Genomic DNA, 14,106 nt, shown 5'->3' on the forward strand with positions numbered 1-14,106 from the left:
CCGCTCGCGCCATCGTCGGGGGCCTAGCCTCGGGAGCATGCGCTCCCCCCTGCGAGTCCTCAGCGCCCCGGCCGTGGTGCTGACCTGCCTGCTCCTCCCGCTCACCCTCGCCGCCGTCTGGACGGCGGGGGTGATCGGGGACACCGATCGCTACGTCGACACGGTGGCGCCGTTGTCCAAGGACGAGGCGGTGCGCGACGCCGTCGAGGAGCGGGTGGTCAAGGAGACCGTCGGCAAGGTCGACCTGACCGGCGCCGCAGACCGGCTCGACTCGGGCCTCGCCGACTTCGGCGTCAGCGACGAGCTGCGCTCCTGGCTCGGCCCGGCCGCCTCCGACCTGGAGGAGAAGGGCGCCGCGCTGGTGGCGGGCGTCGTACGCCGGGTGCTCGAGCAGCCGTCGTTCGCGACCGCCTGGGACAGCGCCAACCGGGCCGCCCACGAGGAGCTGTTGCGCTCCCTGGAGTCCGGGCGGGCAGACGACGACGGCGTGGTGATCAGCCTCGCGCCGATCGTCGACGCCGTGATCTCCGACCTCACCGACCAGGGGGTCACGGTCTCCGGCACGCCGCTGGGCGCGGTGTCCTTCACGGTCATCGAGCCGCAGGACGTCGAGCGCGCCTCGCGCGCCTACCGCCTGCTCGACGCCTCCGCCACGGTGCTGCCGATCGCCTGGCTCGTCTGCCTGGTGCTGGCGCTGCTGACCGCCGCGAACCGCGCCGCCGCGCTGCGCCGCCTCGGCCTGGGCAGCGCCCTCGGGGTGCTGGTGCTTCTCGGGGCGCTCTGGGCCGGCCAGCGCCACCTGGTGGCCTCGGTGCCGGACGTCGACTCGGCGGTCGCCGAGGCGGTCAGCCAGGTGCTCCTCCACGACCTGCGCTGGGCCGCCTGGGTCTCGGTCGCGGTGTCGCTCGGCGTCTTCGTGCTCGGGGTGCTGCTGGGCGGCGTGCGCTCCCTGCGGCGCCCCTGACACCCCCTCTGACCTGCGCCGATGTCGGCGCGGGTGGTGCGGGCGGGCGTCGTCGCGACGCGCCGAGGGGCCCACGCCTCCGCGCCCCGAGCCGATCTCTCCCGTACGGTCGACGGGCGGCTGGCGCGTCGGAGACTCGGCTCCCTGTGTCCAGTCCGTGTCGATCCCTCACCTTCACGGGGCACCTGCGGCGCGCGTCCGGACACCCGGACCACTCGCTGCAAGGGCACGGACCGGACGAGCGCCAGGCGCAAGGACGTCGGAACTCGCCGACGCCGAATGCTGAGGAGCTCCCCAGACGTGCCAGTCATGCAAGCGCACGAGGTCTACAAGGTCTTCGGGCGCCGGCCCGAGCGCGCCGTGGAGCGGCTGCGCGCCGGCGCGACCCGCGAGGAGCTGCGCGAGGAGGGGTTGACCGCCGCGGTCATCGACGCCTCGTTCGACGTGGCCGAGGGTGAGATCTTCGTGGTCATGGGGCTGTCCGGGTCCGGCAAGTCCACGCTGATCCGCATGGCCAACGGGCTGGTCCTGCCGACGGCGGGCTCCTTCGAGATCGCGGGGGAGGACCTCACCCGGCTCGACGCGCGCCGGTTGCGCGCCGTACGCCGCGAGAAGGTGAGCATGGTCTTCCAGCACTTCGCGCTCCTGCCGCACCGCACGGTCGGCGAGAACGCGGCGTACGGGCTGCGGATCAAGGGGGTCAACCGCGCCGACCGCGAGCGCCGGGCCGAGGAGGCCCTGGAGCTGGTCGGCCTCGGCGGCTGGGGCGGCCACCTGCCCGGTGAGCTCTCCGGCGGCATGCGCCAGCGCGTCGGCCTGGCCCGGGCACTGGCCGCCGGCACCGACGTGATGCTGATGGACGAGGCGTTCAGCGCCCTCGACCCGCTGATCCGCCGCGAGATGCAGGACCAGCTCATCGAGCTGCAGCACCGGCTGGGAAAGACGATCCTGTTCATCACCCACGACCTCAACGAGGCCATGCGCCTGGGCAACCGGATCGCGATGATGCGCGACGGGCGCATCGTCCAGGTCGGCACCGCGGAGGAGATCCTCCACGACCCGGCCAACGACTACGTCGCCGCGTTCGTCCAGGACGTCGACCGCACCCGGGTGCTGACCGCCGCGTCGGTGATGGAGCAGCCGGTCGCGGTCGTCGGCGCCGACAGCGGGCCGCGTGCCGCCCACCGGCTGATGCGCGAGCACCAGACGGCCGCCCTGATGGTGGTCGACCGGGACCGCGGCCTGCGCGGCATCGTCACCGAGGACGACGTGGCCGCTGCGCTGGAGCGCGGCGAGACCGCACTGCTGCCGCTGCTGAAGGCGGCCGTGACCGTGGGTCCCGACGTGGCGGTCGCGGACCTGTTCGCGGCGTCCGCGGGGAGCGCCACGGCGCTCGCCGTGATCGACCGCGACGCCCGCCTGCTCGGCGTGATCCCCCGGGTCACCCTGCTGAGCGCGCTGGGAGCGATGAGCAACGACGACGCCGTCGGCAGCACCGGGGAGATCCCGGTCGTGGCTGCGGCGCCCACGACGGAGGGAGTCCGATGAGCTGGGAGCAGACCGACACCGGGGTGCCGCGGATCCCCTTCGGCGAGTGGGTCGACGAGGGCTTCGACTGGGTCACGAACACCCTCGGCGGGTTCTTCGACACCGTCGCCGACGTGACGGACACGCTGACGAACGGCCTCGCGGACCTGCTCAACACCCCGCCCGCGCTGGCCCTGGCGGTCGTGCTGGCGCTGCTGGCCTGGCTGGTGCGCGACTGGAAGCTCGCGCTGACCTCGCTGCTCGGCCTGCTCTTCGTGGCCGGCGTCGACCAGTGGGAGAACGCGATGGACACGCTGGCCCTCGTGACGGTTGCGACGCTGGTCGCGCTGCTCGTGGCCATCCCCACCGGGATCCTGGCGGCGGGGTCGCCCCGGGTCAGCCGGGTGGTGCGCCCGGTGATGGACCTGATGCAGACGATGCCCGCCTTCGTGTGGCTGGTGCCCGTCGTGTCGCTGTTCGGCATCGGCGTCTCGGGTGCCGTCGTCGCGACCGTGATCTTCGCGCTGCCGCCGGGCGTGCGCCTGACCGAGCTCGGCATCCGCCAGGTCGACCCCGAGGTGGTTGAGGCGGGCCACGCCTTCGGTGCCACGCCGGGCGAGATCCTGCGCGGGATCCAGCTCCCGCTCGCGCTGCCGACCGTCATGGCCGGTGTCAACCAGGTGATCATGCTCGCCCTGTCGATGGCGGTGATCGCCGGTCTCGTCGGCGGTGGTGGCCTGGGCGGCGTGGTGACCAGCTCGATCGCCAGCCTCAACATCGGGCTCGGCTTCGAGGCCGGCCTGTCGGTGGTCGTGCTCGCGGTCCTCCTGGACCGCGTGACCTCCGCGTTCAGCGACAACACCCCGCGCCCGCAGCGCCTGGGCGCGTCGTTCCTGCGGCGCTCGCCGAAGACCCCCGAACCCGCCGTCGCCTGACGCGGCGGCCGTCCCCGGCGCGGCTCGGGCGCCCGGGCACACCTGATGGACGAACGAGAGAGAGACGACGAATGAAGCGCACGAAGGTGACACGAGCAGTCGGAATGATCGCGGGCCTGCTGGCCCTCTCCACCACGGCGGTGGCCTGCGGCTCCGAGGACGGAGACGCCGGGAACGGCGGGGACTCCGCCGACAAGAGCATCACCCTGGGCATCATCCCGTCGTGGACCGACGGACTCTCCACGGCGTACCTGTGGAAGAACGTCCTGGAGGGCGAGGGCTACGAGGTCGAGATCAAGGAGATCGCCGAGGCGGCGCCGCTGTACACCGGTGTGGCCAAGGGTGACATCGACGTCTACCCCTCGGCGTGGCCGCAGGTCACGCACGCCTCCTACATGGAGGAGTACGGCGACGACCTGGAGGACCTCGGCGCCTACTACGACTCCGCCAAGCTCACGCTGGCCGTGCCGGAGTACACCGACATCGACTCCATCGCGGACCTGACCGGTGCGGCCGACCGCTTCGGTGGCCGGATCGTCGGCATCGAGCCCGGTGCGGGTCTCACGAAGGTGACCCAGGAGAGCGTGATGCCGGGCTACGGCCTCGACGACTACGAGCTGGTCACCTCCTCCACCACCGCGATGCTGGCCGAGCTGAAGTCGGCGACGAAGGCGGAGGAGGACATCGTGGTGACGCTGTGGAAGCCGTTCTGGGCCAACTCCGAGTTCCCGGTCAAGGAGCTCGAGGACCCCGAGGGCGCGCTCGGCGAGGCGGAGACGCTCAATGCGATCGCGACCGAGGGCTTCGCCGAGGAGCACCCGGAGCTGGCGGAGATGTTCGGCAACTTCAAGCTCGACGACGCGGCGTACGGCGCGCTGGAGAACCTCGTGGTCAACGAGTACGGCTCCGGCAAGGAGGAGGAGGCGATCGAGGCCTGGCTCGAGGAGAACCCGGACTTCGTGGACTCCCTCAAGGGCTGAGCACGACCGCCTCGGATGAAATCCTGAGCACGACGCACTGAGACACCGAACGGCCCCCGACCCGGATCATCCGGGTCGGGGGCCGTTCGTCGTGGCGGGACCGGATCAGGCCGGGGCGAGCGGCTCCGGCTCGTCGCCGCGCAGGCGGCCGAGCAGCACCATGCCGTGGTAGAGCACGATCGCGGCCAGGGTGCCCAGGGTGATGCCGGTGAAGGTCATGTCGCCGGCGTTGAGGGTGAGGTCGCCGATGCCGATGATCAGGGCGGCGGCGGCCGGGAACTGGTTGACCGGCTTGGAGAAGTCCACGCCGTTGTCCACCCACATCTTCACGCCGATCAGGCCGATCAGGCCGTAGAGCGCCACCGTCACGCCGCCGAGCACGCCGGCGGGGATGGTGTTGAGCACGGCGCCGACCTTGGGGGAGAGGCTGAGCAGCACCGCGACCACGCCGGCCACCCAGTAGGCGGCGGTGGAGAAGACCCGGGTCGCGGTCATGACGCCGATGTTCTCGCCGTACGTCGTGGTGGCCGAGCCGCCGCCGAGCCCGGCCAGGCCGGTGGCGACGCCGTCGGCGAGCAGCGCGGTGCCGGTGCGGTCGTTGATCGAGGGGTCTCCGACCAGGTGGGCGACGCTGCGCACGTGGCCGACGTTCTCGGCGATCAGCACGAAGACGACGGGCAGGAACATCGGGATGACCGACCAGGTGACGCTGGGGCTGGTGAACTCCGGCAGGCCGAACCAGTCGGCGTCCTTCACGGCGGTGAAGTCCAGGTCGCCGGCCAGGGCGGTCGCGACGTAGCCGACGACGACGCCGACCAGGATCGACAGGCGCGCGATCATGCCGCGGAAGGCCGCGGCGACCACGCAGATGGTGCCCAGCGTGAGGGTCGCGATCCAGGGCGCCTGCGCGAAGTTGCTCGTCGCCGTGCCGCCCAGGTTGAAGCCGATGAGGGCCACGATCGCGCCGGTGACCACCGGCGGCATCAGCGCGTCGATCCAGCGGGTGCCGGTCGCGGTGACGACGGCGCCGACGACGGCGAGCAGCCCGCCGGTGACCAGGATGCCGAACAGTGCGGCGCCCATGCCGTGGTCGCCCATCGCCGCACCGATCGGCGCGATGAAGGCGAAGGAGCTGCCGAGGTAGCTGGGCAGCCGGTTGCGGTTCAGCACGAGGAACAGCAGCGTGCCGAGACCCGAGAAGAACAGGGTGGTGGTGGGCGGGAACCCGGTGATGACCGGCACCAGGAACGTCGCGCCGAACATCGCGACGACGTGCTGGGCGCCGAAGCCGAGGGTGCGCGGCCACGAGAGCCGCTCCTCGGGGCGGACGATGGCGTCCGTGGCGACGGTGCGGCCGTCGCCGTGCAGGGTCCAGGGCATCGTGAAGGTCTCCTCCTGGGCCACCGTACGCGCGAGCGGTGTGCCCGCGGGACTGTAGCCGGGCCGGGGATCGATCGGAACACGCTGGTCTGGCCCGCGTGGTCCCGCACACACCAAGCGGGCACGCGGTGACCTGGTTGCCGGGCTGACGGGGTTGTCCACAGGTGCTCTGACCTGCGAGAACGACTGTCCGGGACTGTCGGTGGTCGATGGTTGAGTAGGTCCATGGAAGCACCTCGCCAGCCCCGATCCGGCCACCCGGTGGCCGCGGCGGTGGCCTGCGTCCACGAGGCCCTGGACGCGGTCGCGGAGGCGCCGGTGTGGTCACTGACCGAGGCCGAAGCCGGCGCGATGCTGCTGGAGCTGGGTGCCGAGATCGCCCGGCTGCAGGAGCTCCGTCTGCGGGTCGCCGCCCACGCCCACAGCGTCGAGGTAGGAGACGCGGTCGGTGCGACGAGCACCGCGAACTGGTGGGCGCACCAGTCGCGGCTGACCCGCCCGGAGGTCCACCGGTTGATGCGGGTTGCTCGGGCCCTCGACACCGGCCACCACGACGGTGTCCGGGGCGCGTTGGCGGCTGGTCGGATCCACCTGGACCAGGCCCAGGTGATCATCGACGCCGTCGACGACCTGCCCGCCGACCTGGTCGACGAGGAGATCCGGGCCAAGGCGGAGGAGTTCCTCCTCGAGCAGGCGAGCGAGCACGACGCGATCACCCTGCGTCGTCTGGCCAAGCGGCTGGTCGAGGTCGCCGCTCCCGAGCAGGCCGATGCCGCCGAGGCCGCCCGGTTGGAGCGTGACGAGGCCGCGGCGCGTGCCGCGGCCCGGCTGACGATGTCCGACGACGGGCACGGCAAGACCCACGGCCGGTTCACCATCCCCACCCACCACGCAGCGATGCTGCGCGCTGCGCTCCTCGCCATCGCTGCTCCCAAGCACCAGCAGGCCGTCAACGGCGCCGGGGCCGTCGGCGCTGAGCGGCGGCCTGGGCCGGAGCGGCTCGGGCAGGCGTTCTGCGACTATCTCGAGCGCTACCCCGCCGACAAGCTCCCCGACGCCGGGGGCGTGGCCGCCACCATCGTCATCACCATGCCCCTGGAGTCGCTGCTCGGCGGGCTGCGCGCGGCGCACCTGCACACCGGGGAGACCATCTCTGCTTCGGAGGCCCGCCGCCTGGCGTGCCAGGCGGGAATCGTGCCGGCAGTCCTCGACGGCCAGGGCCGCCCCCTCGACGTCGGGCGCAAGCGGCGGCTGCACACCAAGACCCACCGCGTCGCCCTCGCGCTGCGCGACGGCGGCTGCACGGCTGAGGGCTGCGACTGGCCACCGGGCCTGTGCCACGCCCACCACGACGTCCCCTGGTCGCGCGGCGGAGGCACCAGCGTGGCCAGCGGCCGGCTCCTCTGCCCCCGCCACCACGCCCGCGCCCACGACCCCGCCTACGAGACCAAGCACCTCCCCGGCGGCAAGCTCACCTTCCACCGACGCTGCTAGACCGACCGGCCGTGCCTGACCGCGTGCGGCAGTAGGGCAGCGAGACGCGCGGCGGCCCGACGCCGAGCGAGAAGCCACCGAGCACTCGACATATATGATCTACGCTGCCCTTCGACCCCACGTCGTCGAGGAGACCAGTGACCGACACCCGCTCCACCGCACCCGCCGCGGACCAGCCGCCCGGCACCCCCGAGGCGTCGAGCCTCTCGCCCAACCTGGGCCGCGCGCTCGTGCTGATCTCGGTGGCCCAGCTGATGCTGGTCCTCGACGGCACCATCACCAACATCGCGCTGCCGAGCATCTCCCGCGACCTCGGCATGACCGCGGCCGGGCTGACCTGGGTCGTCACGATCTACGCGCTCACCTTCGGCGGCCTGCTGCTGCTCGGCGGGCGCCTGGGCGACCTGCTCGGGCGGCGGCGCACCTTCACGATCGGCCTGGGGGTCTTCGCCCTGGCCTCGCTGCTCGGCGGCTGCGCCACCGAGGGCTGGATGCTGCTGGGCGCCCGCGCGCTCCAGGGCGCCGGCGCCGCGCTCGCCTCCCCGGCCGCGCTGTCGCTGATCACCACCAACTTCCCGGCCGGTCCGGCGCGCAACAAGGCGATGGGCGTCTTCGCCGGGATGTCCGGCATCGGTGCCGCCGTCGGTCTGCTGCTGGGCGGGTTCCTGACCGGGATCGACTCGGTCTTCGGCTTCGAGGTCACCGGCTGGCGCCTCACCCTGTGGATCAACGCGCCCATCGGCCTGGTCGCCGCCCTGCTCGCGCCGCGCTGGCTCAGCGAGTCCGAGCGCAACCGCGCCCGTCTCGACGTGCCCGGCGCGCTCACCGCCACCCTCGGCCTGCTCGGGCTGGTCTACGGCCTCTCGCGCGCCGGCGAGGCCGAGCACGGCTGGGGCGACCCGTGGACGCTGGCCTCGCTCGCCGCCGGCGTCGCGCTGCTGGTCGCGTTCGTCGTCATCGAGCGCCGCGTCGCCGGCCCGCTGCTGCCGCTGCGGATCATCCTGGACCGCACCCGCGGCACCAGCTTCGCGGCCATGTTCTTCGCCGCCGGCGCGATGTTCGCGATGTTCTACTTCAACGGCCAGTTCGTGCAGCGCATCCTCGGCTACGAGCCCCTGCACACCGGCGTCGCGTTCCTGCCGTTCTCCGTCGGCGTGATGGTCGGCGCGGTGATCTCCTCCAAGCTCGTGGTCCGGTACGGCGTCCGCTACATCACCGGCACCGGCACCCTGATGGCCTCCGCGGCGCTCTACGGGTTCTCCCGCTACGAGGTCGACGACTCCCCCGCCGCGGTGCTGCGCAGCCTGGCGCCGGGTGCGGACCCGCTGGGCGCGGACGTGTCCTACTGGGCCTCGATCTTCCCGTTCCTCGTCCTCATGGGCGTCGGCATGGGCATGACCTTCGTGCCGATGACGCTCACCGCCGTCCACGCCGTACGCCGTGAGGACGCCGGCGTCGGCTCCGGCGTGCTCAACACCGTGCAGCAGGTCGCCGGGGCGCTCGGCCTCGCGGTCCTGGGCACCGTGTCGCTGCACTTCGTCAACCGCACCACCGAGGACGTCGAGGGCCCGCTCCGCGAGGGCCTCACCGCGGCCGGCCTCGACCCGGACGCCTCGGTGCCGGGCGGCAGCCTGAGCAACCTGGACGCCGCCCTCTACACCGCGACCTACACCGAGGGCGCCACGAACGCCCTCCAAGTCGCCGCGCTGTTGATGCTCCTCGCCTCGCTGATCATCTGGACCTTCCTGCGGATCAGCCCCGAGGACCTCGGTGGGCGGACGGCTCCGGAGGTGCCGGGGGTCCCGGAGGTGCCGGAGTCGCCGGAGGTCAAGCGCGCGGACGCCTGAGGTCGGGCGGGGCTACAGCGGGGGACGAGCGCGCCCTGTGAGGCGGACGGGTTCCCCAGTCCGAGCCGCGGCTGATTACCCCATTCTGCAGATGTCTCTCGAACGTCCGTTCGACTAAACTGAGGCATGGCCTCCCCCGAACTCCCCGACTGCGGCTCCCCCGCCGCCGTGCTGGCGTTCGCCCAGCAGCGACGGGCGGACGCCCACGCAGCCGAGGTCGACGTCCTCAGGGCCGCTCTCGCGTGGGCCGACCTCCACCCGGCCGAGTCGATCGAGCCCGGCCCCGTCTTCGGGTGGGAGCTCGTCGTCCCCTTCGCCGGCGAGGGCGCCCCGGAGGTTGCGGAGTTCGCCCCGATGGAGCTGGGCGCAGCCCTCGGCATCTCCACCGACTCCGCCCGCGGACTGATGACGGACGCGCTCGAGCTGGCCCACCGCCTGAAGCGGACCTGGGCGTTGGTGCAGGCCGGCAAGGTCCCGCTGTGGAAGGCCCGCCGCCTCGCCCAGCTCACCCACAACCTCTCCCTCGACGGCGCCGCCTACGTCGACGGGCAGCTCGCCGCCGTCGCCGGCAAGGTCGGGCTGGTCACCCTCGCCCGGCTCGTCGACGAGGCCCAGGCGATGTTCGACCCCGACGCCGCAGAGAAAGCCAGGTTGGTTGCCGCGGAGTCCCGGCGCTTCAACGTGCACACCGCGGGCGCCAACCACGACGGCACCATCCACGTCGAAGGCGACCTCGACCTGGCCGACGCCCTCGACCTCGAGGCCGCCATCGCCCAACGCGCCGAGGAGCTGCGCCAGCTCGGGTCCATCGAGTCGTTGGACGTCCGGCGCTCCATCGCCGCCGGCGAGATCGCCCGACGTTGCCTCGGGCTCGACCTCACCACCGAAGCCGGTACATCCCCCGGCACCGCGTCCGCCGTGAAGCCGCGCCGCGTGGTCATCCACGTCCACCTCTCCGACGCCGCGATCTCCCGCGACGAGGCCGGCATCGCCCACATCGACGACACCCGGTCCGTCGTCTCGACCGAGCAGGTCCGCGAGTGGGCCGGCAACCCCGACACCGACGTGATCATCAAGCCGGTCATCGACCTCGAGCAGCACCACCACACCGACGCCTACGTCGTCCCCGACCGGACGGCCGAGGACGTGCGTCTCACCCAGCCAACCTGCGCGTTCCCGTGGTGCGACCGCCCCGCCAAGCGCTGCGACACCGACCACGTCACCGCTCACGACCAGACCGGGACAGGCGGTCCCACCTGCAGCTGCAACCTCGCCCCACTCTGTCGCCGACACCACCGGGCCAAGACCCACACCGCCTGGACCTACGACAAGACCGACACCGCGTCGTACCTCTGGCGATCACCACACGGACTCCACCTCGTGAAGCACCGAGGCGAGACCCGCCTGGTCACCGCCCATCCGCCCGGTTAGACGATCCCAGGCACCCCGACCCCGCACGGCTCTACATGCCGCCCTTGCTGTCGGCCTCTCCTGCCGCTGAGCCGCACCGACCCTGCCCATGCGGCGTGTGACGACTCAGCAGCGGGAACTGCGGGACCTGCTGGACCGCCGCGACCTGGGACGGACTGTTCTCACCCTGAGGCAGAGAATGGAGAAGACACCACGAACTCGATGCTGGACAAGGCCGGCAGGTCCCCCCCTCTGCGATTGAGGTGTGATAGCGCAGCGATACGCACGCTCTTGCCGATGAGCGCATGTGTCGAAGAGGGGGCTCGGAACCGCATCGCAGGACTAGGGTCGAAGGATGGAAGCAGACGACAACCGACCGAGCGGTGCCGAGGCCACGAAGGACTACAGCAGCCTTCCACCCAACGTGCGGCTTGACGCGACCATCGCCAGTGTCGATGCCGAGCCGGTGCCCGACCCCCAAGCGGGGCGGAACGTGGACCAGCGCCGAGCCCTGCACGACGACTGACCAGACTCGGTCCACGGGTGACGGCTCGCGAGTGATGACGGATCGACGCAACGAGCACCCCGACGAACGTCCGGATCTGCCGCGATCCGCGCGGATAGGACAGGCCAGTCGGCCCGGAGTGGTGCGGCTCGGCTGCCGCTATCACACCTCAATCGCAGAGGGGGGCAGGTCCTTCTGCGTCAATGCGCGAAGAAGTACGGCAGTCCCTTCAGAACGGGCCAGAGGGTCAGGGCGCGAATCAGTCATCCCCTCAATCGTGTCAGGCCGAATAGCGGCACTCTCACTCGGTCGACGCCTTGGTAGCAGGATTCCTTTTAACTTTCTAGGCCGACCTTGTTAGCCCGCCCGCGGGCCGGTCTCCTCACGCGACAACCAGGGTTTGACGTGCCGCTATGCCGGAGTGCAGCCGAAGCCAGAACTCAGGCGTGCTGGGCTACGTCGAACTCGTTGCCCTGGGGGTCAGCGAGCGTGACCCACCGAAACTCTCGTCGCCCCGGCGCTCGATGAGGGTCGCCCCGGCAGCGAGCAACGAAACCCTTGGGATGCGAGACGTCTCGCAGGCCCCTCGCCGAGGCCGCGATGACGGCGCCAGGATTCTGCCAATTGCCGGGAAAGTTCGACGCCCGCGATTCTCATAACTACCTCTCGAAACCATTTGGTTGAATCGATGTATTGACCGTTGGTTATGAGACCGGACTCGGGCGTCGGCGTACCCGAGCAACCGCGGCTCGCCCGCGCCCAGGACCTCCAGCGCGTCGGCCAGCTCGGCCGCTCGTTGCTCGTGCGGGGCCTACGCCGCGGTGACGACGGCGGTCCGCGTGCCCGACGCGGCGTGCTGGGCCAGGAGGCCACCCGCGGCCAGTGACTCGTCGTCGGGGTGAGCGAACACGGCCAGCAGGCTCGAGAACCTCACCCGTTCACCCTCAGAGGTTCGCGGCGGTGGTGCGCGCGAGCGCCAGCGCCCGGCGCGCCCAGGACGGCGAGGCGCCGGCCAGGCCGCAGGCCGGGCTGATCACCAGCCGGTCGCCGACCGTGGCCGGGTCGAGGCCGAGCATGTCCAGCCAGCGCAGCGTCGCCTCGGTGAGCGCGACGTCGCCGGGTGCGGAGGCCTCCTCGGCGATGCTCGGCACCATCCCGAGGACGACCTCGTCGCCTGCCTCGAGCGCCTCGGCGAGGTGGTCGTGGTCGGCGGCGGAGAGCCGGGCGTGGTCGACGGCGAGCCCTCGGGCCCCGGCGCCGCGCAGCAGGTCCAGCGGGGTGCCGGCCGCACACGAGTGCACCCACGGGACGCCGCCCTCGGCGGTGATCGCCGCCAGCACCCACTCCAGGTGCGCGGAGGCCTCGGGGAGGTCCACCGAGCGGTGCCGTCCGAAGCCGGACGCCGTGGGGATCCGGGCGCCGAGCACGGCCGACAGCGCGGGCTCGTCGACCTGCACGACCAGGCGCTGCATCCCCGGCACCCGACGGCGTACGTCGCGCAGGTGCTCGCGCAGCCCCTCGGCCAGTGCCTGGGCGAGGTCGGCCCGGGCGCCGTGGTCGGCCAGGATCTTGTCGCCGCGCGGCTTCTCCACCGTGGCGGCGAGCGTCCAGGGGCCGGCGACCTGCACCTTGAAGGTGCCGTCGAGGCCCTGCGCCTGCTCCTCGAGGGCGTCGAGGTCCTGGGCCAGGAGGCTGCGGGCGCGACGGTGGTCCACGCCGGACCCCCCGCCGGTGAGCCGCCAGCCGGCCGGCTGCAGGTCCACCCCGAGCTCGGCGACCACGGCGAGGGAACGCCCGGTCATCGAGGCGGTCGCGCCCCGTCCGGGGAGCTCGGGCAGGTGCGGCAGGTCGGGCAGCTCGCCGAGCACGAGGCGCACGGCCTCGTCGAAGTCGCGCTGCGAGGTGCCGGGCAGGGAGCCGATGGCGGTGGCGGTGGTCATGTGGTGGCCCGTCGGGTGCTGGAGATGGTGGCCGACCCGACCACCCGGGTGTGCTCGTAGATGACGACCGCCTGCCCCGGCGCGATGCCGTACGCCGGGTCGTGCAGCTCGACCTCGACGCCGGTGCCGTCCGGGCTCACGGTCACGCTCGCGCGGTGCTCGTCGCCGTGGGCGCGCAGCTGGACCGTGACGCCGTCGCCGGACAGGCGGGTGGGCACGGTGCCGCACCAGCGCGGCCGGATGCCGCTGAGGCCGTCCACGGCCAGCCCCTCGCGGGGCCCGACCCGGACGGTGCCGGAGACCGGCTCGATGTCGAGGACGAAGCGCGGGCGACCGTCGGGCGCCGGGCGCCCGATCCGCAGGCCCTTGCGCTGCCCGATCGTGTAGGCCCAGGACCCCTCGTGGCGCCCGAGCACCTCCCCGGTCGCGTCGTCGACGATGTCGCCGCTGGTGTTCGGCGCGCGGTCGCCGAGCTTCTCGCGCAGCCAGCCGGCGTTGTCGCCGTCGGCGACGAAGCAGATGTCGTGGCTGTCGGGCTTGTCGGCCACCAGCAGCCCGCGGCGGGCGGCCTCCTCCCGCACCTGCGCCTTCGGGGTGTCCCCGAGGGGGAAGTAGGAGTGCGCGAGCTGCTGCTGGTCCAGCACGCCGAGGACGTAGGACTGGTCCTTGCCGTCGTCGACCGCGCGGTGCATCTCGATCAGGCCGTCGGCGCCGGTGCGCAGCTGCGCGTAGTGCCCGGTGGCGACCGCGTCGAAGCCGAGCGCCAGGGCGCGGTCCAGGACCGCGGCGAACTTGATCTTCTCGTTGCAGCGCAGGCACGGGTTGGGAGTGCGCCCGGCGGCGTACTCGTCCATGAAGTCCTCGACCACGTCGGCGTGGAAGCGCTCGGAGAGGTCCCAGACGTAGAAGGGGATGCCGATGACGTCGGCGGCGCGACGCGCGTCGTTGCTGTCCTCGATCGTGCAACAGCCCCGCGCACCGCTGCGGTACGACGCGGGGTTGCGCGACAGCGCCAGGTGGATGCCGGTGACGTCGTGACCGGCCTCGTGGGCGCGCGCGGCGGCGACCGCGGAGTCGACGCCGCCGGACATGGCGGCCAGGACCTTCATCGGCGCCCCTCGCCC

Annotated in this window: 12 protein-coding genes; 8 read left to right on the forward strand and 4 right to left on the reverse strand. The window is 72.3% G+C overall.

Translation table 11 applies throughout. The features are described 5' to 3' along the window. Positions 1–37: 37 nt before the first annotated feature. The 4 genes from HOQ23_RS13020 (at position 38) to HOQ23_RS13035 (ending at position 4,406) form a co-directional block, all read left to right on the forward strand. Complete coding sequence (locus HOQ23_RS13020) at positions 38–964, forward strand: hypothetical protein (RefSeq protein ID WP_172215035.1); 927 nt, start codon at positions 38–40, stop codon at positions 962–964. 309 nt (positions 965–1,273) lie between these two features. Beyond that, entirely contained in the window at positions 1,274–2,512 is a 1,239-nt protein-coding gene (locus HOQ23_RS13025; RefSeq protein WP_216654191.1) for a glycine betaine/L-proline ABC transporter ATP-binding protein, read from the forward strand. Continuing rightward, positions 2,509–3,426, forward strand: coding sequence for a proline/glycine betaine ABC transporter permease (locus HOQ23_RS13030; RefSeq protein ID WP_172215037.1), 918 nt, complete (start codon positions 2,509–2,511; stop codon positions 3,424–3,426). The genes HOQ23_RS13025 and HOQ23_RS13030 overlap by 4 nt, the downstream gene beginning before the upstream one ends. Positions 3,427–3,530: 104 nt before the next feature. Further along, positions 3,531–4,406, forward strand: a complete 876-nt coding sequence (locus HOQ23_RS13035) for a glycine betaine ABC transporter substrate-binding protein (protein ID WP_253945477.1) — start codon at positions 3,531–3,533, stop codon at positions 4,404–4,406. Between the two features lie 105 nt (positions 4,407–4,511). On the opposite strand, the gene HOQ23_RS13040 is transcribed toward HOQ23_RS13035, so the two are convergent. Next, positions 4,512–5,786 carry a uracil-xanthine permease family protein gene (locus tag HOQ23_RS13040; protein ID WP_172215039.1) on the reverse strand — a complete coding sequence of 425 codons (1,275 nt, stop codon included), beginning with the start codon at positions 5,784–5,786 and terminating at the stop codon, positions 4,512–4,514. A 225-nt stretch (positions 5,787–6,011) separates the two neighbouring features. Between HOQ23_RS13040 and HOQ23_RS13045 the strand changes: the two genes are divergently transcribed. The 4 genes from HOQ23_RS13045 (at position 6,012) to HOQ23_RS13060 (ending at position 11,063) form a co-directional block, all read left to right on the forward strand. Next, complete coding sequence (locus tag HOQ23_RS13045) at positions 6,012–7,280, forward strand: HNH endonuclease signature motif containing protein (RefSeq protein ID WP_172215040.1); 1,269 nt, start codon at positions 6,012–6,014, stop codon at positions 7,278–7,280. A 137-nt stretch (positions 7,281–7,417) separates the two neighbouring features. Further along, positions 7,418–9,127 carry an MFS transporter gene (locus HOQ23_RS13050; protein WP_172215041.1) on the forward strand — a complete coding sequence of 570 codons (1,710 nt, stop codon included), beginning with the start codon at positions 7,418–7,420 and terminating at the stop codon, positions 9,125–9,127. Positions 9,128–9,253: 126 nt separating this feature from the next. Further along, entirely contained in the window at positions 9,254–10,558 is a 1,305-nt protein-coding gene (locus HOQ23_RS13055) for an HNH endonuclease signature motif containing protein (protein ID WP_172215042.1), read from the forward strand. A gap of 334 nt (positions 10,559–10,892) precedes the next feature. Continuing rightward, positions 10,893–11,063 carry a hypothetical protein gene (locus tag HOQ23_RS13060; RefSeq protein WP_172215043.1) on the forward strand — a complete coding sequence of 57 codons (171 nt, stop codon included), beginning with the start codon at positions 10,893–10,895 and terminating at the stop codon, positions 11,061–11,063. A 790-nt stretch (positions 11,064–11,853) separates the two neighbouring features. On the opposite strand, the gene HOQ23_RS20565 is transcribed toward HOQ23_RS13060, so the two are convergent. From HOQ23_RS20565 to mnmA, 3 genes are read right to left on the reverse strand one after another with little or no spacing between them, the layout of a single operon-like run. Next, positions 11,854–11,976: a PIG-L family deacetylase gene (locus HOQ23_RS20565; protein WP_216654192.1), complete on the reverse strand. Its 123-nt coding sequence runs from the start codon at positions 11,974–11,976 to the stop codon at positions 11,854–11,856. Between the two features lie 10 nt (positions 11,977–11,986). Beyond that, a complete protein-coding gene (locus HOQ23_RS13070; protein WP_172215044.1) occupies positions 11,987–12,982 on the reverse strand; it encodes a methionine synthase in 996 nt (331 codons plus the stop codon). Continuing rightward, positions 12,979–14,091 (reverse strand): tRNA 2-thiouridine(34) synthase MnmA, encoded by a 1,113-nt coding sequence (gene mnmA / locus HOQ23_RS13075; protein ID WP_172215045.1) that lies wholly within the window; start codon positions 14,089–14,091, stop codon positions 12,979–12,981. The genes HOQ23_RS13070 and mnmA overlap by 4 nt, the downstream gene beginning before the upstream one ends. Between the last annotated feature and the right edge of the window lie 15 nt (positions 14,092–14,106).

Origin of the sequence: Nocardioides sp. zg-DK7169 (assembly GCF_013155365.1) — a bacterium.
Classification (GTDB): Bacteria; Actinomycetota; Actinomycetes; order Propionibacteriales; family Nocardioidaceae; genus Nocardioides.